Consider the following 22,769-nt stretch of genomic DNA (forward strand, 5'->3'; position numbering starts at 1 on the left):
ACTGTGGGAGCGGGCCTGCTCGCGAAAGCGGTGTGTCAGGCACCTTAATGTTATCTGACACTCAGTCTTCGCGAGCAGGCTCGCTCCCACAGGGGGTAGATGCGTTGTTGTTACAGGATGCGCACGCGCAACGAGCGGCCCTTGATCTTGCCGTCGTTCAGGCGCTGCAAGGCCTGCTTGGCGACACCGCGCTCCACTGCCACATAGGCCTGGAAGTCGAAGATCGCGATCTTGCCGACTTGGGCGCCGGGGATGCCAGCTTCACCGGTCAGTGCGCCAAGGATGTCGCCCGGACGAACCTTGTCCTTGCGGCCGGCAGCAATGCACAGGGTGCTCATCTGCGGCAGCAGCGGACCGCCACCCTGGGAGGTGAGGTTGTCCACCTGGTCCCAGGTCAATGGGGATTTCTGTAGCTGTTCGATGGCTTGGGCGCGCTGGGCTTCAGACGGTGCGACCAGGCTGATGGCGAGGCCTTTTTCACCGGCGCGGCCAGTACGGCCAACGCGGTGGATGTGGATTTCCGAATCACGGGCCAGTTCGACGTTGATCACCATGTCCAGCGAGTCGATGTCGAGGCCACGGGCGGCGACGTCAGTGGCAACCAGTACGGAAGTGCTGCGGTTGGCGAACATCGCCAGCACCTGGTCGCGATCACGCTGTTCAAGATCGCCGTGCAAGCCGACGGCGGAGATGCCTTTGGCCGTCAGGTGATCGACGGTTTCCTGGACCTGCTGCTTGGTGAAGCAGAACGCCACGCAGGACGCCGGGCGGAAGTGGCCCAGCACCTTGGTCACGGCGCTCATGCGATCGTCCGGGGAAATTTCGTAGAAGCGCTGTTCGATCTGGGTGTCGTCGTGGAACGCCTCGGCCTTCACTTGCTGCGGGTTACGCATGAATTTCGACGCCAACTGCTTGATGCCCACCGGGTAGGTGGCGGAGAACAGCAGGGTCTGGCGACGCTCCGGGGCCTGCATGATGATTTCTTCGATGGAGTCGTAGAAACCCATGTCGAGCATGCGGTCGGCTTCGTCGAGGATCAGGGTGTTAAGGCCATGCAGGACCAGCGAGCCCTTGCGCAGGTGTTGCTGGATGCGTCCCGGGGTGCCGACGATGATGTGCGCGCCGTGTTCCAGCGAAGCGATCTGCGGGCCGAGGGATACGCCGCCGCACAGGGTCAGGACCTTGATGTTGTCTTCGGCACGGGCCAGGCGACGGATTTCCTTGGCGACCTGGTCAGCCAATTCACGGGTAGGGCACAGGATCAGCGCCTGGCAACCGAAGTAGCGCGGATTGATCGGGTTCAGCAGGCCGATGCCGAAGGCCGCGGTCTTGCCGCTACCGGTCTTGGCCTGGGCGATCAGGTCCATCCCCTTGAGGATCACCGGCAAGCTCTGCGCCTGGATCGGCGTCATCTGGGCATAACCGAGGGAGTCGAGGTTAGCCAGCATGGCGGCGGACAGCGGCAAAGTATTAAATTCGGTGGCGATGGTGGTCACGGGACTGGCCTGCAAAACAAAATGTCGCGCAGTGTACCAGCCCGATGGCCATTCGCCCTAAGGTTCGATGTGCTCTTCCGGACGCTTGACGCGCCGTCCGTCTTCCTTTGAGAGTTGGGAAAAGATCGCTGCCGCCAGCATGGCCATGATTCCGACGGTCACAAACGTCAGTTGGAACGCGCCCAACACCGTCTCCACGCCGTCATTGCCGATCCCTGCCGTGAAACCGCCTAGCAATGCGCCGGCGCAGGCCACACCCAGGCTCAGGGACAATTGCGCCACCACCGACAGCAGGCTATTGCCGCTGCTGGCACTGGCGTCGTCGAGGTCGATCAGGGTCACGGTGTTCATCGCGGTGAACTGCAAGGAGTTGATCGCCCCCAAAACTGCCAGCAGGCACAACAGCAGCCAGTAAGGTGTCTGCTCGCTGACCAGGCCCATGCTCGCCAGCATGATCCCCAGCGCCAGGGTATTTCCGGTCAGCACGATGCGGTAGCCCAGGCGTTCGATCAGCGGTCGCGCCACCCACTTGGCGATCATCGCGGCGGCCGCCAGTGGCAGCATGCTCATCCCGGCCTGGGACGGTGAATAACCCAGCGCCACTTGCAGCAGCAGCGGCACGAGGAACGGCAGGGCGCCACTGCCGAGCCGGGCGAAGAGGTTGCCGAGAATGCCAACGGCAAAAGTCCGGGTCTTGAACAGCGACGGCGCAAACAACGGATTATCAACGTGGCCGGCGCGCAGCCAGTAGGCTGCCAGGCAAGCCATGCCGCCGAACAGCAGCAGCATCACCCGCAGGTGCGGCAGGTGCAGTTCGCCCAGGCCTTCCATGGCGATGGTGATCAGGATCATCGCCGCGCCGAACAGCAGGAAACCCAGGCTATCGAAGCGGGTACGCTCGGAGCCGCGCAGGTCCGGGATGAATTTCCACACGGCGTAGCAGCCCACGAGTCCCACCGGCAGGTTGATCAGGAAGATCCAGTGCCAGGTCAGGTATTCCACCATCCAGCCGCCCATGGTCGGGCCGAGCAACGGCCCGAGCAGGCCGGGGATGGTGATGAAGCCCATGATCCGCACCAGTTCCGAGCGCGGGTAGGCGCGCAGCACCACCAATCGCCCGACCGGCAACATCAGTGCGCCGCCCAACCCCTGGATAACCCGGGCGCCGATCAGCATGCTCAGCGTGTTCGACATTGCACAGAGCAACGAGCCGAGGCTGAACAGCAAGATGGCGCCGAAGAAGATTTTGCGGGTGCCGAAGCGGTCGGCGATCCAGCCCGAGGCGGGGATCAGCAAGGCGACCGTGAGCATGTAGGCAATGATTACGCCCTGCATGCGCAGGGGATCTTCCGCCAGGTCGCGGGCCATGGCGGGCAGGGCGGTGTTGAGGATCGTCCCGTCCAGGGACTGCATGAAGAAGGCAATGGCGACGACCCAGGGCACCCAGCGGGCGGTGACAGGATCGAGAGGCGGGCGGTTGGGCATGGGACCTCTTGTAGTTGAAGTTGTTAATGCAAGGCCATCGTCGGTCGCAGTCCCTGTGGGAGCGGGCTTGCTCGCGAAGAGGTCATCACGTTCAACATCAATGTTGACTGACCCACCGCCTTCGCGAGCAAGCCCGCTCCCACAGGGTGCCCTGTGTGCTGGGGATTTGTGTTTACAGGGTCAAGGTCAACCGGCTAATAAGCGCCCCCGGCAACAGCGCCGATGCCGTCGCCCGCTGGCTGTAGGTGCTCGCCGACAACAGCAGTTCGCGTTCCGCGGTCAGCGCTTCCAGCTGTGAGCCCAGCAAACTGTAGGCGCTGTCATCGAAGCGCATGGTGCTGACTGGAGCCTGGATCTTGCCATTTTCGACCCAGAAGGTCGCAAACCGCGTCATGCCGGTCAGGCGTGCCGCCGGTTGATCCGAAAAGTTCAGGTACCACAGGTTGCTGATGTACAAGCCGGTACCGAGTTGCTCGAGTATCTCTGCCTCAGGCAAATCCCCGGCGCGCATGTTCAGGGCTGTTGGCGACTCTCCACCACTGGCGCCGTTGGCGGTCAAGCCGTACTCTGCGGCGCTGCGTGAGCCCACGAGTTGCGCGCCGGCCTTGCCCTCGACGATCAACCCCAGGTCGCTGCGCGGATAACCTTCGTCGGAGAACGCCGGGCTCAGCGAACCGCTGACTTTTTCCTCCAGCGAGACCAACGGGCTGAATGCTTGATCACCCCCGTAGAGCTTTTGCAGCGGACTGCTTTTGCTGGCAATCGACTGCGCCGAAAAACCGCCCCAGCACAGCATGCCCATGATTTCCTCCAGCGCGGCGGGCGCCAGGTAGGCGCGGTACTGACCCGGCGGTAAAGTGCGCAGCGGCCGTCCCAGGTATTCCAGCTGTTCACGTGCCTGCTGGAAGCGTCTGGCAAAGCCTTCGGTGTTCCAGTCGTGCCCGGCATAGCTGGCCTTGACCGCTTGGCCGTTTTCATGGAACAGGCTGAAATCGAAGTTGAAACTGTTGGCCTGATGCCAGCCGAAGGCGCCAGCGGAACTGGCGAAACCGCGGCTGATCGGCCCGGCCGCATAGAACCCGACCAGGTCAAGTCCTTCGGCGGCCTGGGTGATTTCGCCGACCACTTGCTCGGTGTCCGGTAGCGGGTGCTCCTGCACGTTCTGGCTTTGCCAGCCGTTGTGATTGAGCAGCAGGTAGGGGTCCTGGGGCAACAAAGGCAAGGTTTCGCGCAGTTGTTGCAGACCTTCGGCCAGACGCTGATGGTCGACTGCAGGGTCGCCTGCCAAGGTGATTTGCAGGTCGGCGTGGCGGCCATCGTTGATCAATTTCAAACCGATGCTGGCCTGTTGCACCTGTCCGGCCTGACGCACCTTGGCGTGGTTGAAACGCACGAAGGCCGATGATTCGGCGGCGTAGCTCAGGGTGAACTGTTCCGGTTCGCGTAACGCTTCGCGCAATCGGGCGATCAAAGCCTTGAACGAATCGGCCTGGGCTTTCGACGTAGTCATCAGCTGTCTCCCCCAAAAACATCAACGTTGCTGAATACGCAGGCTGGCGAGGCATGGCCGACGCGAATCACTTGATTCGGTTCGCCCTTGCCACAATTGGGCGTACCCAGGACCTTGAAGGTGCTGGCATCGCCGACCGCGCTGAGGCTTTTCCAGAACTGCGCGGAAATCGCCCGGTAATTCGGGTTCTTCACCACGCCCTTTAATTCGCCGTTTTCAATCAACTGACCCCATTCGCAACCGAACTGGAATTTGTTGCGCGCATCATCAATGGACCACGAGCGGTTGGTGCTCATCAGGATGCCGTGCTCGATGTTGCCGATCAGTTGCGCAAGCGGCTGATCGCCAGGTTCGATGTTGAGATTGGCCATGCGGTCGATCGGCGGGCGGTTCCAACCACAGGCACGGCTGTTGGCGACACCGTCCAGGCCCGCGCGAAATTGCGAGAGTGCACCGCCCAAGGGGCGCAGCAACAGGCCTTCGCGAATCAGGAATTGTTTGCTGGCAGCCGTGCCGTCGTCGTCATGGCCATAGCTGGCGAGCTGTTCGGGTATATCGGGGTCGAAGGTCACATTGAGAAGTTTAGAGCCGTATTGCAGGCGGCCAAAGTCTTCTGCCTTGACGAAACTGGTGCCAGCGTAATTGCGTTCATCGCCGAGGATGCGGTCCAGTTCCAACGGATGACCGATGGATTCGTGGATTTGCAGCATCATCTGGTCGGGCATCAGCAGCAGATCGCGTGGACCTTGCGGCGTGTTCGGTGCCAGCAGCAGTTGCAGCGCCTGATCGGCGACCAGCGGGCCGGCACCGACCAGGCCGCAGCGGCTGATCACATCCGCGCCACCCTGCTGGCCGAAATTCTCGCGACCCAGGCTGCGGGTCTGGCTGTCGTTACCGTCGTAGGCGGTGACATCGAGGCCCGGGTAGACGAAGCGTTGGGCCTGGCGCAGTTCGGCGCCGGCGCTGTTGAGGTAGATCTGCTCGACGTGGGTGATGCCGAGGCTGACCTGCCAGCTCACCAGGCGCTCGTCCTTGGGCACGGCGGCGGATTCGGCCCCCAGCAGCTGATAGCAGTCGCTCAGGGAGGGGAAAGGCTGGTCGAGGGTCGGCGAGAAATAGTCGGCACGGTCGCTGGAAACGGCGTGTTCGCGCAGGTCCAGCAGGGCATGGGGCTTGAGTCGGCGCGCCTGCTGTTCGGCGCGTTCGAGGGCGGCTTGCAGGCCCTGTTGCGACAGGTCGTTGGTTGCCGCATAGGCTTCGACGCCATTGACTCGCACGGTCAGCATCGCGCCTTCGTCGCGGCTCAGGCTCGGCGGTTCGGCGACGTTCTTGCGCACCGACAGGTACTGGCCGGACTCGCGCACATAACGCAGGGAAAAGAATTCGGCGCCCGTGCGCAAGGCAGCAAAGCGCTGCTTGAGCTGGGGGTGGAAATCGAACATTCGGGAACCTCCTTGGTGTGGAGCATCGATGTTGCGCGGGGAGGGTGAAGCATTTGCGTGGCGCTAGAGTAGGCCTGCGAGGGGGATGGATCAAGGATGGAGCGGTGTCAGCGGGGATTGATCGTTCCCACGCAGAGCGTGGGAACGATCAGGGGGAGGCTTACTGTGCGGTGGCGCTGACTTCCCGCACAGGCTTGCCCTTCACCGGCGCATCGCCTGCTACGTAGTACTTGGCCTTGCTGCGCGGCAATGGCTTGCGACCACGGATCTTGTCGGCGATTTTCTCGGCCATCATGATCGTCGGCGCGTTCAGGTTGCCGGTGGTGATGATCGGCATGATCGAGGCATCGACCACGCGCAGGCCTTGCATGCCATGCACGCGACCCTCGCCATCGACCACGGCCATTTCGTCGGTGCCCATCTTGCACGAGCAGGACGGGTGGAACGCGGTTTCGGCGTGCTCGCGGATGAACTTGTCCAACTGCTCATCGGTTTGCACTTCGATGCCCGGGCTGATTTCGCGGCCACGGAAGGCGTCCAGTGCCGGTTGCTGCATGATTTCACGGGTCAGGCGGATGCCGTCGCGGAATTCCTGCCAGTCCTGCTCGGTGGCCATGTAGTTGAACAGGATGCTCGGGTGCTGGCGTGGATCCTTGGACTTGGCCTGGATGCGCCCGCGGCTTGGCGAACGCATGGAGCCCATGTGTGCCTGGAAACCGTGCTCTTTCACACCGTTGCTGCCGTTGTAATTAATCGCTACCGGCAGGAAGTGGTACTGGATGTTCGGCCATTCGAATTCCGGACGGGTACGGATGAAACCGCCGGCTTCGAACTGGTTGCTGGCACCGATGCCGGTGCCGTTGAACAGCCATTCGGCACCGATCGCCGGCTGGTTGTACCAGAGCAGCGACGGGTACAGCGAGACGGGTTGGGTGCACGCGTATTGCAGGTACAACTCAAGGTGGTCCTGCAGGTTTTCACCGACGCCCGGCAGGTCGTGAACCACCGGAATGTCGAGCTTTTTCAGCAGTTCGGCCGGGCCGACGCCGGAGCGTTGCAGGATTTGCGGCGAAGCGATGGCGCCGGAGCACAGCAGCACTTCCTTGCGCGCCTTGGCTTCAACGCGCTCTTCGGCGGAGCCAACCAGGTAGCGCACGCCGACCGCACGCTTGCCTTCGAACAGGATCTTGTCGGTCAGGGCGTGGGTGACGATGGTCAGGGTCGAACGCTTCTTGGCGATGTCCAGGTAACCGCGGGCGGTGGAGGCACGACGGCCTTTGGGCGTCACGGTGCGGTCCATCGGACCGAAGCCTTCTTGCTGGTAGCCGTTCAAGTCTTCGGTGCGTGGATAACCGGCCTGTACGCCCGCTTCGACCATAGCGTGGAACAGCGGGTTGTTGCCGGCTTTCGGTGTGGTCACGCTGACCGGGCCGTCGCCACCGTGGTAGTCGTTCGGGCCGATGTCGCGGGTTTCCGCCTTGCGGAAATACGGCAGGCAGTCCAGGTACGACCAGTCCTCGAGGCCTGGCAGTTTTGCCCAGCCGTCGTAATCCATGGCGTTGCCACGGATGTAGCACATGCCGTTGATCAGCGAGGAGCCGCCGAGGCCCTTGCCGCGGCCGCATTCCATCCGGCGACCGTCCATGTGTGGTTCTGGATCGGTTTCGTAGGCCCAGTTGTAGCGACGGCCTTGCAGCGGGAACGCCAGGGCGGCCGGCATCTGCGTACGGAAATCCATGCGGTAGTCCGGGCCGCCGGCTTCGAGCAGCAGGACGGTGACGCCTTCATCTTCAGTCAGACGGGTCGCCAGGGTGTTACCGGCCGAGCCGGCACCGATGATGATGTAATCGAATTCTTGGGACATTGAATGCACCCTCTTGGAAGTTGGTTCAGGTCGCGGGTCGCCTCGACGCCGCGCAACCCGTGGCGAGGGGATTTATCCCCGTCCGGCTGCGCAGCAGTCGTAAACTCAGCGACTGAGATCTATCTGGAGATCGTGGTGTCGGGATGGGGGGCTGCTTCGCAGCCCAGCGGGGATAAATCCCCTCGCCACATCGACATTCACTCCAGGTCGCTCGCAGATCAGAACACCGAGACGTAATCGCCCAGCTCGACCTGTACCGATTTGATGCGGGTGAAGTTGTTCAGCGAGCTAATGCCGTTCTCACGGCCAACACCCGACTGCTTGTAGCCGCCAACCGGCATCTTCGCGTCGGATTCGCCCCAGGCGTTGATCCAGCAGATACCGGCTTCCAGTTGATGAATCACGCGGTGAGCGCGGTTCAGATCCTTGGTGACGATACCGGCGGCGAGGCCGAAGTCGGTGTCGTTGGCGCGGCGGATCACTTCTTCTTCGGTCTCGTAGGTGAGGATCGCCATCACCGGGCCAAAGATTTCTTCGCGCACGATGGTCATGTCATCGGTGCAGTCGGTGAACACGGTCGGTGCGACGAACGCGCCCTTGGCGAATTCACCTTCGGTCAGGCGCTCGCCGCCGCACAGCAGGCGCGCACCTTCTTCCTTGCCCTTGGCGATATAGCCCAGCACGCTTTCCATGTGGGCGAAGCTGACCAGCGGGCCGAAGTTGGTGTTTTCATCTTCCGGATTGCCGACGCGGATGCGCGCAACACGTTCAACGATCTTGGCTTCAAAAGCGGCTTTCAGGTGCGCCGGTACGAACACGCGAGTGCCGTTGGTGCAAACCTGGCCGGAGCTGTAGAAGTTGGCCATCATCGCGGTATCGGCAGCACGGTCGAGGTCGGCGTCGTCGCAGATGATCAGCGGCGACTTGCCACCCAGTTCCATGGTCACGTCCTTGAGCGAAGAGCTCGAAGCGCTGGCCATGACTTTCTTGCCGGTGTCGGTGCCGCCGGTGAACGAGACTTTCTCGATGCGCGGGTGTTCGGTCAGCCAGGTGCCGACTTCACGGCCGCTGCCGGTCAGGACGTTGAACACACCCGCTGGCAGGCCGGCTTCGGTGTAGATCTCGGCCAGTTTCAGGGTGGTCAGCGAAGTGACTTCGCTTGGCTTGAAGATCATCGCGTTACCGGCGGCCAGGGCCGGTGCGGATTTCCACAGGGCGATCTGGATCGGGTAGTTCCACGCGCCGATACCGGCCACGACGCCCAGTGGCTCGCGACGCGTGTAGACGAACGAAGTGGTGCGCAAAGGGATCTGCTCGCCTTCGATGGCGGGTACCAGGCCTGCGTAGTACTCCAGCACGTCAGCGCCGGTGACGATGTCGACGTAGCGGGTTTCGGAGTACGACTTGCCGGTGTCCAGGGTTTCCAGTGCGGCCAGTTCATCGTTGCGTTCGCGCAGGATGTCCACGGCACGACGCAGGATGCGCGAACGCTCCATGGCGGTCATCGCAGCCCAGATTTTCTGGCCCTTTTCGGCGCTGACTACGGCGCGCTCGACGTCTTCCTTGGTCGCACGTTGTACTTTTGCGAGGACTTCACCGTTAGCCGGGTTGATGGCTTCAAACGTGGCATCGCTGCCAGCGTCACTGTAGCCGCCATCGATGTAGAGTTTTTGCAGTTCGAAACGGGCCATAAAGTCCTCGCAAGTGCATTGGTTATTGGCACGGTGCAGGTGTCGAGCGTTCTATGTGTGCTCTAACTCACCTGCTTGGCCAGTTGGATATCCATGTATTCGTAAGCGATCCGTTGTGCCTGCTCGGTGTCGAAAGCATCTCCCGACAGCGCGCCGCGCAACCACAAGCCGTCAATCAACGCTGCCAGGCCACGGGCCGCACTGCGCGCTTCGACAAGCGGCAACACGCGGCGGAACTGGCAGCACAGGTTGGAATACAGACGGTGATCGTTGATCCGCTGCAACCTGTGCAAAGACGGCTGGTGCATGCTGGTAGCCCAGAAGGCCAACCAGGTTTTCATTGCCGGGCCGTTGACCTGGCTGGCGTCGAAGTTGCCTTCGATGATCACCTGCAGATGCGCCCGCGGGCTGTCATCTGTCAGCGCCAATCGGCGCGCGGTGACGTTCTCGCTCAGGACGGTCATCAGGTACCCCATGGTGGCGGCGATCAGGCCGTTCTTGTCCTGAAAGTAATGACTGATGATGCCGTTCGAGACACCGGCCAAACGGGCGATCAGCGCAATGCTGGCGTCCCCCATTCCGACCTGGTCGACCGCCAGCAAGGTGGCTTCGATCAACTGTTGGCGACGGATGGGTTGCATACCGACCTTGGGCATCTTGCACATCTCCTTAGGCCTTCCGGCAGACGCAAGACGTCTATCGGTTTGAGGGCCAGTCTATTTTGTTTTGATTGAACGTTCAATCAACAAAGAATAAGATCTGCGACAAATCGTCGCTGCCTACAGATTTTTCCGACGCGTAGCGGCGAAAAAAAACGACTTCCGCAATTGCTCGAAACCCACGCGCCACGGCGTTAAAGGGGGTTCGAGCTTTATCGGGTTGTCTTTATATCACCCGCTGGTCGGCTGCCCACTAAGCGATTGGTCGGGTACCTCGTTTGTCTTGCGTTCTTCTCTCGCACTGCCCGGAGCATCTGTGCCATGAGTTCTGCCTCGCTAATAAAGACCCCACCCGAGAAGGTGACGGTCAACGGTTGGGTGTTCTACACCTCTACCGCGTTGATTCTGTTGTTGACCGCCATTCTGATAATTGCCCCGCAAGAGGCCGGCAGACTGCTCGGTACGGCGCAAGCCTGGTTGTCCCGCAGCTTCGGCTGGTACTACATGGTGGTGATTGCCGCCTACCTGATCTTCGTGGTCGGCCTGGCGTTCTCGTCCTACGGCAAGCTCAAGCTGGGCAGCAAGGACGACACCCCGGACTTCAGCTACGGCGCCTGGGCGGGGATGCTGTTCTCCTCGGGTATCGGCATCTCGCTGCTGTACTTCGGTGCGTCCGAGCCGCTGGATCATTATTTCAACCCGCCGGAAGGCGTGGCCGGAAGCAACCTGGCGGCACGTCAGGCCGTGCAGCTGACGTTCCTGCACTGGGGCCTGCATGGCTGGGCGATCTACGCCTTGGTCGGCCTGGCGGTGGCGTACTTTGCCTACCGGCATAACCAGCCGCTGGCGCTGCGTTCGGCGCTGTACCCGCTGGTGGGTGAGCGTTGGGTCAAAGGCGCGGCCGGTCATGCGGTGGACGGCTTTGGCATGTTCGTGACCCTGCTGGGCCTGGTGACCAACCTGGGGATCGGTTCGCTGCAAGTGTCGTCGGGCCTGGAAAACCTGTTCGGCATGGAGCACAGCAACACCAACCTGCTGATCGTGATCATCGTGATGAGCACCGTGGCGACCATCGCTGCCGTGTCGGGTGTGGAAAACGGCATCCGCCGCCTGTCCAACCTCAACATCGTGCTGTTCAGCGGCCTGCTGATTTTCGTGCTGCTGTTCGGCCCGACCCTGCACCTGCTCAACGGCTTCGTGCAGAACGTCGGTGATTACCTGAACGGCGTGGTGCTGAAGACTTTCGATCTTTATGTGTACGAAGGCGACAGTGAGAAGTCTGACCGCTGGCTGGGCCTGTGGACCCTGTTCTACTGGGCCTGGTGGATTTCCTGGGCCCCGTTCGTAGGCATGTTCATCGCGCGTATTTCCCGTGGTCGCACGGTGCGTGAAATGGTTGCTGGCGTGCTCCTGATTCCGCTGGGTTTCACCCTGGCGTGGCTGTCGATTTTCGGTAACTCGGCGCTGGACCTGGTGATGAATCACGGCGCGGTGGAGCTCGGTAAGACGGCGCTGGAACAGCCGTCCATGGCGATCTACCAGTTGCTGGAGCATTACCCGGCATCGAAGGTGGTGATCGGTGTATCGATTTTCGTGGGCTTCGTGTTGTTCCTGACGCCGGCGGATTCGGGTGCGGTGATGATGGCCAACCTGTCGTGCAAGGGCGGTAACGTCGACGAAGATGCGCCGCACTGGCTGCGGATCTTCTGGTCGGTGGTGATCACCCTGGTGACCATTGGCCTGCTGTTCGCCGGTAACTTCGAAGCCATGCAAACCATGGTGGTTCTGGCCGGCTTGCCGTTCTCGGTGGTGTTGGTGTTCTTCATGTTCGGCTTGCACAAGGCCATGCGCCAGGACGTGCAGATCGAACAGGAGCAGGCGGAGTTGGCAGCGCGCGGTCGTCGTGGCTTCAGCGAGCGTTTGACGCAGCTGGACCTGCAGCCGAGCCAGTCGGTGGTACAACGCTTCATGGATAAGCATGTGAGCCCGGCATTGCAGGATGCGACGACGCAAATGCGTGCCCAAGGCCTCGAAGTGCAGACGCTGCTGGGCAAATCCAAGCGCTGCATGGGAGTGCGGGTCGAGATGGAAGAGGGCAACCCTTTTGTCTACGAAGTCAGCCTGGATGGGTATCTGGCCACTCCAACCGAGTCAGCCCAGTCCGATGAGGCGCGTCAGCGTTACTACCGCGCCGAGGTGTACCTGCACAACGGTAGCCAGGACTACGACCTGATGGGTTTCACCCAGGATCAGATCACCCGTGACGTGCTCGATCAGTTTGAAAGCCATCGCCAGCTGCTTGGCCGGGTGTATAGCTGAGTTGTGAAGTGATGCGGTGCAAGTTGCTGCACCGCAGCTCTCATTGTGGCGAGGGGATTTATCCCCGTTGGGCTGCGAAGCAGTCCTAAAACCTTTCACTGTGATCTATCTGACACACCGAGTTGTCTGGTTTTTGGGGCCGCTTCGCGACCCAACGGGGATAAATCCCCTCGCCACAGGAATCCCCTTTCCACAGTTGTCAGTGTCCCAAGTCCAAAAGATGTACCAACAAAAACGCCGCGATCTCTCGCGGCGTTTTTGTGTCTGCTGCCTTAGCCCAGGTTCTTGCCGAGCAGCGCGTGGTACAGCTCGCTGTCGCCGAGAATCCCGACCACTTTGTTGTTGTCGTGCAACACCAGTTTGTTGCCGGTCTGATAACGAATCTGCAGTGCGTCGCGCATGCCGATGTTGGAATCCACCAGCGTCGGCCGGCGGCCCAGGCCTTCGACCGCCTGACCTGGAATCCAGTTCTGCAGGTCCAGGCTCGCACCGTTCTGGCGTGCGCCCTTGATGGTGTTGCCTTCGGCGAGGTCAAGCCACGAATCGCCGCCCGGATCGAGGCACACCGAGCCGTTGATGCGCTTGCAGTTGTCCAGGGTGCGCATCAGGCTGCGCCCGCACAGTACGTTCAGCGGGTTGGTGTGGGCGACGAAGGTCCGCACGTAGTCGTCCGCAGGGTTGAGGACGATTTCTTCGGGCTTGCTGTACTGGATGATCCGGCCGTCTTTCATGATCGCGATACGGCTGCCGAGCTTCAGGGCTTCATCGAGGTCGTGGCTCACGAACACGATGGTCTTGCTCAGCTTGCGTTGCAGCTCCAGCAGTTCGTCCTGCAGGCCCTGGCGGATCAGCGGGTCGAGTGCCGAGAACGGTTCGTCCATCAGCAGGATGTCGGCGTCCATCGCCAGCGCACGGGCCAGGCCCACACGTTGCTGCATGCCACCGGACAGCTCATCGGGTTTCTTGTTGCGCCATTGGGTCAGGCCCACCAGCTCAAGTTTTTCATCGACCAGTTTCCGGCGTTCCTTCTCCGGACGGCCCTGCATTTCCAGGCCGAAGCTGATGTTCTCGCGCACCGTCAGCCAAGGCATCAGGGCGAACTTCTGGAACACCATCGCAATGCGCTTGGTGCGCATCATTTTCAGCTCGGCGGCGGAGCAGGACGCGATGTTGATCTGCTTGCCTTCGTGCTCGACGAACAGCTTGCCACGGCTGACGGTGTTGAGACCGTTGATGCAACGCAGCAGGCTGGACTTGCCGGAGCCGGACAGGCCCATCAGCACGCAGATTTCACCTTTTTCGATATCCAGGCTGGCCTTTTCGACGCCAACGATTTGCCCGGTCTTTTTCAGGATCTCGCTGCGGGTCAAGCCTTGATCGAGAAGTTTCAGTGCTTCGCGTGGATCCTTGGTGAAGATCACGTCGACGTCTTCGAAGCGAATTATGCTCATGCGTCACCCCCTACTTTCGCGTCGGGTTGTTTGCAGATACGGTCGAGCATGATCGCCAGCAGTACGATCGCCAGGCCCGCTTCGAAGCCCAGGGCGATATCAGCAGTGTTCAGTGCGTTGACCACCGGTTTACCCAGTCCGTCGGCGCCCACCAGTGCCGCAATCACCACCATCGACAGCGACAGCATGATGCACTGGGTGATGCCGGCCGCGATGCTCGGCATGGCGTGGGGCAGTTCTATCCGTGTTAGTAGCTGGCGACGCGAGCAGCCAAAGGCCTTGCCGGCGTCCATCAGTTCTTGCGGGACATCGCGGATGCCCAGGTAGGTCAGGCGGATCGGCGCGGCGATGGCGAATACCACCGTGGAGATCAGGCCTGGCACCACACCCAGCCCGAAGAGGGTCAGGGTAGGAATGAGGTAAACGAAGGTCGGTACGGTCTGCATCAGATCGAGTACCGGACGCATAAAAGTGTAGAACATTGGCTTGTGCGCCGCGACGATGCCCAGTGGCACGCCGATGACCACGCAGACCAGGGTGGCAAACAGCACCTGGGCCAGGGTCTCCATGGTTTCCTGCCAGTACCCCAGGTTGAGGATCAGCAGAAAGGAGGCGATGACGAAAGCGGTCAGCCCCCATTTGCGCTGGATGAAGTGGGCCAGGAGGGCGATGAGGCCGATCAGTGCCAGCGGGTTGAACCAGGTCAGCGCGAAAGTCACGCCGTGGATCATCGTTTCCAGCGTCACGGCAATGGCGTCGAAGGTGTTGGCGCCGTGTTGCGTCAACCATTCGACAAAGCTCGCGATGTGCTGGCCTAAAGGGATTTTCTGATCAATCAGCATGGTAGTGAACGTCCGCATGCAAGGAAATTAACAGCCCGGACGGCGTGAGCCGCCCGGCATAAGCGATGCTCCCCGATTCAAGGCGCGAGTTTGGCTTTCACGGCCTCCAGGCCTGGTTTACCGTCAATGGTGGTCACGCCAGCGAGCCAGGTATCGAGCACCTGTGGATTCTTTTTCAGCCAGGCCTTGGCGGCCGCGTCAGGCTTCATCTTGTCGTCCAGGATGTTGCCCATCAGTTCGCTCTCCATGTCGACAGTGAACTCCAGGTTTTTCAGCAGTTGGCCCACGTTGCTGCACTCCTCGGCGTAACCCTTGCGGGTGTTGGTCGCCACGGTGGCAGCACCGAAATCCGGGCCAAAGAAATCGTCGCCGCCGGTCAGGTATTGAATCTTGAAGCGCTTGTTCATCGGGTGCGGCGCCCAGCCGAGGAAGACCACGGCGGTGTCGCGTTTCTGTGCGCGGTCGACCTGGGAGAGCATCCCCGCTTCGCTGGATTCGACGACCTTGAAGCCTGCGTCCTTGAGGCCGAAGGCGTTCTTGTCGATCATGCTCTGGATCAGGCGGTTGCCGTCGTTGCCGGGCTCGATGCCGTAGATCTTGCCGTCCAGTTCCTTCTTGAACTTGGCGATGTCGGCAAAATCATGCAGCCCTTTGTCGTACAGGGCTTGTGGCACGGCGAGGGTGTATTTGGCGCCCTTGAGGTTGGTGCGCACGGTTTCCACGGTGCCGGCGTCGCGGTAGGCCTTGATGTCGTTTTCCATGGTCGGCATCCAGTTACCGAGGAACACGTCCATGTTCTTCCCGTCGGCCAGGGACTTGTAGGTCACGGGCACGGAAATCATGGTGGTCTTGGTCTTGTAGCCGAGGGCGTTGAGCACGACGCTGGTGGTGGCGGTCGTTGCGGTGATGTCGGTCCAGCCGACATCGGAGAAGTTTACGGTGCTGCATTGAGCCGGTTCGGCGGCTTGCGCCATAACCGGCAGACTAAGCAGGGCGGCCAACAACAACGACGGGGAACCTTTCATGGATGGACTCCTTGGTGTTTTTTTTGGCAGTAGTTTCCGACTGGAACCACCGCACTTATAGGTTGCGGTTGGATGGCGTTCTGGAGACATCTCTACCACGGCGCCTTGCAATCGAGTCGTTACGATCATGTACCAGTGAAAATCTGACGCCTACAGGGTGCGTCGTAACCAGTACAGGGATGGTCGCATCCAGTGTCGGTGACGTCGTTTACAGATTTTTTCAGCCTCTTTTGTCCGTCTGAGCCGCAAAAAAACGGCGAAAACACGACGTGAAAGACACGCGGCGTTCGTGGACATGAGTGCGTCGGTGTGAGACGTCGAACGACAGGATAAAAGCCTGATGATGCGGCCATCACGACGGATTGCAGCTTGAGCGTAGCAGCTCCGTCACCGGGCGCTTCTGCGCCTGGAGTTGGCACATCCAGGAGTCCGGCAGTAATGGCTATCAGTGTTTTCGACCTGTTCAAAATCGGCATCGGCCCTTCCAGTTCACACACCGTGGGGCCTATGCGGGCCGCGGCGCTGTTCGTGCAGGGCTTGCGCGAACGCGGGCAGCTTGAGCAGGTTCGGCGCGTCGAAGTGCAGCTTTTTGGTTCGCTGTCGGCTACCGGCATCGGCCACGGCAGCGACAACGCGGTGATCATGGGCTTGATGGGGGAGTGGCCGGACGCGATCGATCCGTCGCAAATCGGCATCCGCATCGCCACCCTGCGCGAAACCGACACGCTGTTACTCGATGGCCGCCAGCCGGTGCCGTTCATCTGGGCTCGGGATATGCGCCTGATCGACGAAAACCTGCCATTCCATCCCAATGCCATGACCCTGATTGTCGAGGGCGATGACGGCGAGTTGCATCGCGACACCTACTATTCGGTGGGTGGCGGTTTTGTCGTCGATGAGGCACAAGCCAGCAGCGGGGTGGTCGACATGGATCACACCGAACTGCCGTACGATTTTTCCAGCGCTGCCGAGCTGCTGGAGTTGTGTAAAAAGCACAACCTGCGCGTGGCCGAATTGATGATGGCCAACGAGAAGGTGTGGCGCAGCGAAGAGGAAATCCGCAGTGGCCTGATGCACCTGTGGCGCGCCATGCAGGATTGCGTCGAACAAGGCCTCAAGCACGAGGGCATCCTGCCCGGCGGGCTGAACGTGCGCCGTCGCGCGGCGAAATTGCATCGCAGCTTGCAGGAGCTGAACAAGCCCAACGTGATCGGCTCGACGCTGAGCGCCATGGAGTGGGTCAACCTGTTCGCCCTGGCGGTCAACGAAGAGAACGCCGCTGGTGGGCGCATGGTCACGGCACCGACCAATGGCGCGGCCGGGATCATCCCGGCGGTGCTGCACTACTTCATGAAGTTCAGCGAGGACGTGACCGACGCCAATGTCGTCGACTACATGCTCGGCGCGGCTTCGGTCGGGATCCTGTGCAAGAAGAACGCCTCGATCTCCGGTGCCGAAGTCGGTTGCCAGGGCGAAGTCGGCTCGGCCTGCGCCATGGCGGCCGCGGGCTTGGCAGAAATTTTGGGCGCCACACCGGAACAACTGTGCAACGCGGCGGAAATCGGCCTGGAGCACAACCTGGGGCTCACGTGTGACCCGGTGGGCGGCCTGGTGCAGGTGCCGTGCATCGAGCGCAACGCGATTGCCGCGGTGAAGGCGATCAATGCGGCGCAGATGGCATTGCGCGGCGATGGCCAGCACTTTATCTCCCTGGACCGGGTGATCCGCACGATGCGCGATACCGGGGCCGATATGCATGACAAGTATAAAGAGACGTCGCGGGGTGGGTTGGCTGTCAGCGCGGTTGAGTGCTGAAATCCAGTCGGCCCATTCGCGAGCAGGCTCGCTCCCACATTGAAATGCAATCCACTGTGGGAGCGAGCCTGCTCGCGAAGGCGGCAGACCAGTCAAAACTGCGCGTTAAGTGAACACGTAATACCTGATGCGCCTCCTTTTGGCGCGTCGCTAACAGATAAGTACCTGACCTCAAAATCAGGTCCTCCCCATCCCGGACCACCCGTCACCCCGTGCCTGCGGTGACACTCTTACAGAGCTCCCTGTAGCCCTGTTCCCACAAGTGCTACCGTTTTGCTCAAACGCAACGGGGCAGAGCGCTTGCAGCCATTGATGGCACTTATAACCCTTACTCCCTGCGCGTCATATATAGACACATTCCGACGTCGTTTTTAGGAGTTATTGAACGCGTATTCAAATTTAGGCATGGCATTTGCTCTGTCATTACAAAGCCCGTCTCCCATGCGAGAACGATGGCAATAACAAGAGCCTCCGCCTGAGGCCATCACCCGCTTTGTGTGAGGAGATACTGCGATGACGACGTTCAACTCCGGGGCCCAACCCCAGAACCGTGCGCCACAATCCATCGGCTTTCTGTTGCTGGACAATTTCACGCTGATTTCCCTGGCATCCGCAGTCGAACCACTGCGTATGGCCAACCAGCTGTCCGGTCGCGAGCTGTATCGTTGGACCACTCTCACCGTCGATGGCGGGCAAGTCTGGGCCAGTGACGGTCTGCAAATCACCCCCGATGCCTCCATGCACAAAGCCCCGCCAATGGACACCGTGATTGTCTGCGGCGGTATCGGAATTCAACGCACGGTTACCCGCGAACACGTGTCTTGGCTGCAGAGCCAGGCGCGGCAGTCCCGTCGCCTGGGTGCGGTGTGCACCGGCAGCTGGGCCCTGGCGTGCGCCGGCCTGCTCGACGGTTTCGATTGCAGCGTGCACTGGGAATGCCTGGCGGCGATGCAGGAAGCGTTTCCGCGGGTGGCCATGAGTACTCGCCTGTTCACCCTCGACCGTAACCGTTTCACCAGCTCCGGCGGCACCGCGCCGCTGGACATGATGCTGCACCTGATCAGCCGCGATCACGGTCGTGAACTGTCGGCTGCGATCTCGGAGATGTTCGTCTACGAGCGCATCCGCAACGAACAGGATCACCAGCGCGTCCCGCTCAAGCACATGCTCGGCACCAACCAGCCGAAACTGCAGGAAATCGTCGCGCTGATGGAAGCCAACCTCGAAGAGCCGATCGACCTCGACGAACTGGCGGTGTACGTCGCCGTGTCCCGTCGTCAGCTGGAGCGGCTGTTCCAGAAGTACCTGCATTGCTCGCCTTCGCGGTACTACCTGAAGCTGCGCTTGATCCGCGCTCGGCAACTGCTCAAGCAAACGCCAATGTCGATCATCGAAGTGGCATCGGTTTGTGGCTTCGTGTCCACGCCGCACTTCTCCAAGTGCTACCGCGAGTACTTCGGCATTCCGCCACGCGACGAGCGCGTAGGTTCCAACACCACGCAGCAAGTGGCGATGATGCCGCTGCCACAGGCATTGGTGCTTTCACCGTTGTCCGGGCCGTTGTCGGCGCTGAGTCAGGCGCGTAATGAGTCGACGTTCGCCAGCGTAAGGCTCTAATAGGGAGTCGCTTCATTCGCGAGCAGGCTCGCTCCCACATTGACCGAGTTCCAACATTGGGATGCGGTCGAATGTGGGAGCGAGCCTGCTCGCGAAGGCGTTTTAGCGGGTGGTGTGGCTCTGTTGGTATTGCGCCAACGCTGGCAGCAATTGCTTGTCGATGGCCTGGCGCACAGCCGGCAGGATCGTCGCGCTGCTGGTGTACATCTCCTTGACCATCTTGCGAAGTTCATAGGCCCGAGCATCGTCCAGGCCCCTTACCGCGCATTCGCAAGCCTGTTCGGCCGTCGCGCCGCTCGGCACTTGAAAACCCAATGACTTGAGCTGGCCCAACAGGTCTTCCTGGTCTATCAAATCGGCGTGCATCATGACGCAAATCCTTCTTCTGGGAATGATGTCGTGGGTCGATTCTGGTAGTGGCACGCAGTGGCGGCAAGGGCGATTTGTCGTTATGGCAGCATTGACTATGAACAGGTCGTTTTCGGGCTATTTACCTGCGCTGAGAGTCGGCACACTGGACCCAGCTTGCTTCACGAGGGTTTGGTCACCTTCCCGCGGCAGCTCCTCAACAGTACCCTCTGCCTCGATCCTGTCACGGCTTGATCGGGGCTTTTTTTTGCCTGTGGTTTCTGTGTGGTCTGTACAGTCGCCTTCGCGAGCAGGCTCGCTCCCACATTTGATCTGCGTCATGCGCAAATCCCTGTGGGAGCGGGCTTGCTCGCGAAGAACGATGACGCGGTTTAACGCTGTAGCACGAGGATGCGCGACAACAACTCATCCCGATCCACATAACACCCCTGGAAATGGCGGGCACCCGTGGCAGGGTCGAAGGCGTTGCGCGCGTGCAGGGTACGGCGATTGTCGAAGCACCAGAGTTCGCCGGGGTTGAGCCTTTGCATCAGCCTGAATCGAGGCTCGCGAGTCATCGCGATGAAACGGCGATAGGCGTGATAGAGCCTGGGCATCTGCTCCACCGATGCATCGAACGGCCCTCGCAGAAAGTTCGCCATGCGGATTTCCGAGACCCGCCCCAAGGTATCCAGCGCGATGATCGGCGCCAGGCAACGATAGTCACTGAGGCGGTCTTTATTGCGAAATTCCACGGGGATTTCGCACAGGCTTCGGAACGACTCGGGGTCCTCCTGGCGTAACGCCTCGGCGATGGCAAAACCGTCGACGAAAATACTCTCGCCACCCTCGGCATCGTTGACCAGGCAATGCAGGAACTGCAGCCCCGGTTGCAACTCGCGCGTCGGCAGGTCGCTGTGCAGCGGCAAGTTGAAAGCGGTGTAGGCGTTGCTGTCGGCGTCGGCCTTCGATTGCACATTGAACAGCACGCCGAAATTGCTCTCGCGGATGAAGGAAATGCGCTGGGCGACCAGCTTCAGCGAGCCAGGCTCGGTGGGTACGCCACGGACCTGGGTCAGGCCGGTGTCACGCACGGCCAGCAGCCATTGCAATAGCGCCTGGTTGTCGTTCATCAGTGCTTGATACTCGAACACCGGCAACTGCAAATCACTGTGCCAAAGCCTGGCCTTGGGCTTGCTTGCCAGACGCTCGGCCCGGGACTCGTCGTCATAGGCGTGGGCCCGCAGCCAGCCAGGGTCGAAGCGGCTGAGGTGGCCATCCTGCCACTGCACGCTCAGGCAACCATCAGGGTCGACACTGGTTTGGACAGGCTTAAGGTTCTCCGGCACATCGACGATTTCCAGCACCTGTTCGCGCGTCACCGTGTAGACGCATTGCGGACACGGGCAATTGTCCCGCAGCCATGGGTGGTGGAAGGGACTGACGCGGTTGTCGGCCCACGTCACCAGGATACGATCGGCCATGGCCTGCACGCCTGTCAGCGCGCTGATCAGCGGATAAGTACGGAAGTCGGCAAAAGCGGCGGCAGTGTTCATGGGATCTCCTTGTTATTTTTTTGGCGGCAATGCGATCACTCGGCCGATGCAGGCGGGGGCGGGCAGGTCGCTCTGTTCGGCGACCATGGCTTGCAGCCGGCCCAGGGTCTGCTCGCTGAATGGCGTGGAGCGTGGTCCGGCGAGGTCGACGTGCAACAGCATTTGCTCGTTGCCCGCCAGCTCCTTGGCGTCGCCCACCAAGTGCAGGCTGTGGTAGAGGTGCAGGCGTTTATTGTCGTGGCCGATGATTTGTGTGTGCACCTCGACCTCGGCGTCGAGCTTCACTTCGTGCAGGTAGTTGAGGTGCAGTTCCAGGGTGAACAGCGAGTTGCCGCTGGCTTCGCGGTTGCTGCTGTCCATGCCGAGGCGGTCCATCAGGGCGTCTGTGGCGTAGCTGAAGATCAGTAGGTAGAACGCGTCGCGCAGGTGGCCGTTGTAGTCGACCCAATCGGGGATGATGCGGGTTTGATAGGTGGTTAGTGCGGGCATCTTGCTCTCCAGAGATGATCGTTCCCACGCTCTGCGTGGTAACGCCTCCTGTGACGCTCTGCGTCACGATCTTTTGGGACGCCGAGCGTCCCGGGCTGCATTCCCACGCAGAGCGTGGGAACGATCAGTGGTACGGGTTACTCGCTGAAACTCATCCCATGCTTCTCTTTGGTGGTCTTCACGGCTTCCAGTACCGCCAGCAGGCAATCATCACGATAGCGCTCCAGCGCCGAAATGCTGTGTGTGCCCAACTGATCGCTGGTGCCATCCACCACATCGTCGATCAGTTTTTCCGTCAGTTCCGGTGCCGGCAGGTAGGTCCACGGCAACTGCAGGGCGGGGCCGAACTGTGCCATGAAGTGGCGCATCCCGGCGTCGCCACCGGCCAGGGTATAGGTCAGGAATGTGCCCATGAACGACCAGCGCAGACCGGCGCCAAAACGAATCGCGTCGTCGATTTCGCCGGTCGTCGCCACACCGTCGTTAACCAGGTGCAGCGCCTCGCGCCACAGCGCTTCGAGCAAGCGGTCGGCGATGAATCCCGGCACTTCCTTGCGCACGTGCAGCGGGCGCATGCCAAGCGATTCGTAGACTTTCATTGCCGCCTGCACGGCTTCGGGGGCGGTATTCTTGCCACCGACCACTTCCACCAATGGCAACAGGTAAACCGGGTTGAACGGGTGGCCGACCACACAGCGCTCCGGGTGGGTCGAACTCTCGTAGAACTCGCTTGGCAACAGGCCGGAGGTGCTGGAGCCGATCAATGCATTGGGCTTGGCCGCGGCGCTGATCTTGCTGTGCAACTCCAGTTTCAGTTCCAGGCGCTCAGGAGCGCTTTCCTGGATGAAATCGGCGTCGCGCACGCATTCTTCGATGGTTGCGACAAAGCGCAGGCGATCCTGCGAGGCTCCGGGCGCCAGGCCTTGTTTCTCAAGGGCGCCCCAGGCATTGGCGACGCGTTTGCGCAGGGCGGCTTCGGCACCGGGGGCCGGGTCCCAGGCCACCACGTCGAGGCCGTGGGCGAGGGCGCGGGACACCCAGCCGCTGCCGATGACACCGCTGCCCAGTGCGGCGAAGGTTTTGATTTCGGTAATGAAGGTCATGGCAATTTCCTGAAGAATTCGATGATTCCCTTGTGGGGCAGACCCTTGCCACAAAAG

Annotated in this window: 17 protein-coding genes; 3 read left to right on the forward strand and 14 right to left on the reverse strand. The window is 61.0% G+C overall.

Features of this window, described 5'->3' with window-relative positions:
• Positions 1-110 precede the first annotated feature (110 nt).
• From dbpA to betI, 7 genes are all read right to left on the reverse strand, one after another.
• Positions 111-1,448, reverse strand: coding sequence for an ATP-dependent RNA helicase DbpA (gene dbpA / locus PSUM_RS19085; protein ID WP_231989930.1), 1,338 nt, complete (start codon positions 1,446-1,448; stop codon positions 111-113).
• Between the two features lie 105 nt (positions 1,449-1,553).
• A complete protein-coding gene (gene mdtD, locus PSUM_RS19090) occupies positions 1,554-2,981 on the reverse strand; it encodes a multidrug transporter subunit MdtD (protein WP_083349842.1) in 1,428 nt (475 codons plus the stop codon).
• 172 nt (positions 2,982-3,153) lie between these two features.
• Positions 3,154-4,491 (reverse strand): TldD/PmbA family protein, encoded by a 1,338-nt coding sequence (locus tag PSUM_RS19095; protein ID WP_033042931.1) that lies wholly within the window; start codon positions 4,489-4,491, stop codon positions 3,154-3,156.
• Positions 4,491-5,933, reverse strand: a complete 1,443-nt coding sequence (locus PSUM_RS19100) for a TldD/PmbA family protein (protein WP_020796095.1) — start codon at positions 5,931-5,933, stop codon at positions 4,491-4,493. Before PSUM_RS19100 ends, PSUM_RS19095 begins: the two co-directional genes overlap by 1 nt.
• A gap of 160 nt (positions 5,934-6,093) precedes the next feature.
• The gene (gene betA / locus PSUM_RS19105) at positions 6,094-7,797 is read right to left on the reverse strand and encodes a choline dehydrogenase (RefSeq protein ID WP_020796094.1); all 1,704 of its coding nucleotides are present in this window, start codon (positions 7,795-7,797) and stop codon (positions 6,094-6,096) included.
• 218 nt (positions 7,798-8,015) lie between these two features.
• Positions 8,016-9,488 (reverse strand): betaine-aldehyde dehydrogenase, encoded by a 1,473-nt coding sequence (betB, locus tag PSUM_RS19110; RefSeq protein WP_020796093.1) that lies wholly within the window; start codon positions 9,486-9,488, stop codon positions 8,016-8,018.
• A gap of 62 nt (positions 9,489-9,550) precedes the next feature.
• Entirely contained in the window at positions 9,551-10,144 is a 594-nt protein-coding gene (gene betI / locus PSUM_RS19115; protein WP_020796092.1) for a transcriptional regulator BetI, read from the reverse strand.
• Between the two features lie 381 nt (positions 10,145-10,525).
• Here betI and PSUM_RS19120 point away from each other — a divergent pair, with 381 nt between their 5' ends.
• Complete coding sequence (locus PSUM_RS19120; protein ID WP_225441959.1) at positions 10,526-12,466, forward strand: BCCT family transporter; 1,941 nt, start codon at positions 10,526-10,528, stop codon at positions 12,464-12,466.
• A 272-nt stretch (positions 12,467-12,738) separates the two neighbouring features.
• On the opposite strand, the gene choV is transcribed toward PSUM_RS19120, so the two are convergent.
• From choV to PSUM_RS19135, 3 genes are all read right to left on the reverse strand, one after another.
• The gene (choV, locus tag PSUM_RS19125) at positions 12,739-13,917 is read right to left on the reverse strand and encodes a choline ABC transporter ATP-binding protein (protein ID WP_020796090.1); all 1,179 of its coding nucleotides are present in this window, start codon (positions 13,915-13,917) and stop codon (positions 12,739-12,741) included.
• Positions 13,914-14,759 carry a choline ABC transporter permease subunit gene (gene choW / locus PSUM_RS19130; protein WP_020796089.1) on the reverse strand — a complete coding sequence of 282 codons (846 nt, stop codon included), beginning with the start codon at positions 14,757-14,759 and terminating at the stop codon, positions 13,914-13,916. Before choW ends, choV begins: the two co-directional genes overlap by 4 nt.
• A gap of 77 nt (positions 14,760-14,836) precedes the next feature.
• The gene (locus PSUM_RS19135) at positions 14,837-15,784 is read right to left on the reverse strand and encodes a choline ABC transporter substrate-binding protein (protein WP_020796088.1); all 948 of its coding nucleotides are present in this window, start codon (positions 15,782-15,784) and stop codon (positions 14,837-14,839) included.
• A gap of 438 nt (positions 15,785-16,222) precedes the next feature.
• On the opposite strand from PSUM_RS19135, the gene PSUM_RS19140 reads away from it, so the two are divergent.
• Both PSUM_RS19140 and gbdR read left to right on the forward strand, forming a co-directional pair.
• Positions 16,223-17,599 (forward strand): L-serine ammonia-lyase, encoded by a 1,377-nt coding sequence (locus PSUM_RS19140; protein ID WP_020796087.1) that lies wholly within the window; start codon positions 16,223-16,225, stop codon positions 17,597-17,599.
• 513 nt (positions 17,600-18,112) lie between these two features.
• Positions 18,113-19,216, forward strand: coding sequence for a choline metabolism transcriptional regulator GbdR (gene gbdR / locus PSUM_RS19145; protein WP_007975492.1), 1,104 nt, complete (start codon positions 18,113-18,115; stop codon positions 19,214-19,216).
• A 102-nt stretch (positions 19,217-19,318) separates the two neighbouring features.
• On the opposite strand, the gene PSUM_RS19150 is transcribed toward gbdR, so the two are convergent.
• The 4 genes from PSUM_RS19150 to PSUM_RS19165 all read right to left on the reverse strand — a co-directional run bounded on the left by PSUM_RS19150 (position 19,319) and on the right by PSUM_RS19165 (position 22,712).
• On the reverse strand, positions 19,319-19,585 hold the full coding sequence (locus PSUM_RS19150; protein ID WP_020796085.1) for a hypothetical protein: 267 nt from the start codon (positions 19,583-19,585) through the stop codon (positions 19,319-19,321).
• Positions 19,586-19,956: 371 nt separating this feature from the next.
• A complete protein-coding gene (locus PSUM_RS19155; protein ID WP_020796083.1) occupies positions 19,957-21,120 on the reverse strand; it encodes a gamma-butyrobetaine dioxygenase in 1,164 nt (387 codons plus the stop codon).
• Between the two features lie 12 nt (positions 21,121-21,132).
• Entirely contained in the window at positions 21,133-21,609 is a 477-nt protein-coding gene (locus tag PSUM_RS19160; protein WP_020796082.1) for a thioesterase family protein, read from the reverse strand.
• A gap of 137 nt (positions 21,610-21,746) precedes the next feature.
• A complete protein-coding gene (locus PSUM_RS19165; protein ID WP_020796081.1) occupies positions 21,747-22,712 on the reverse strand; it encodes an L-carnitine dehydrogenase in 966 nt (321 codons plus the stop codon).
• Positions 22,713-22,769 lie beyond the last annotated feature (57 nt).

This window comes from Pseudomonas umsongensis (assembly GCF_002236105.1).
Classification (GTDB): domain Bacteria; phylum Pseudomonadota; class Gammaproteobacteria; order Pseudomonadales; family Pseudomonadaceae; genus Aquipseudomonas; species Aquipseudomonas umsongensis.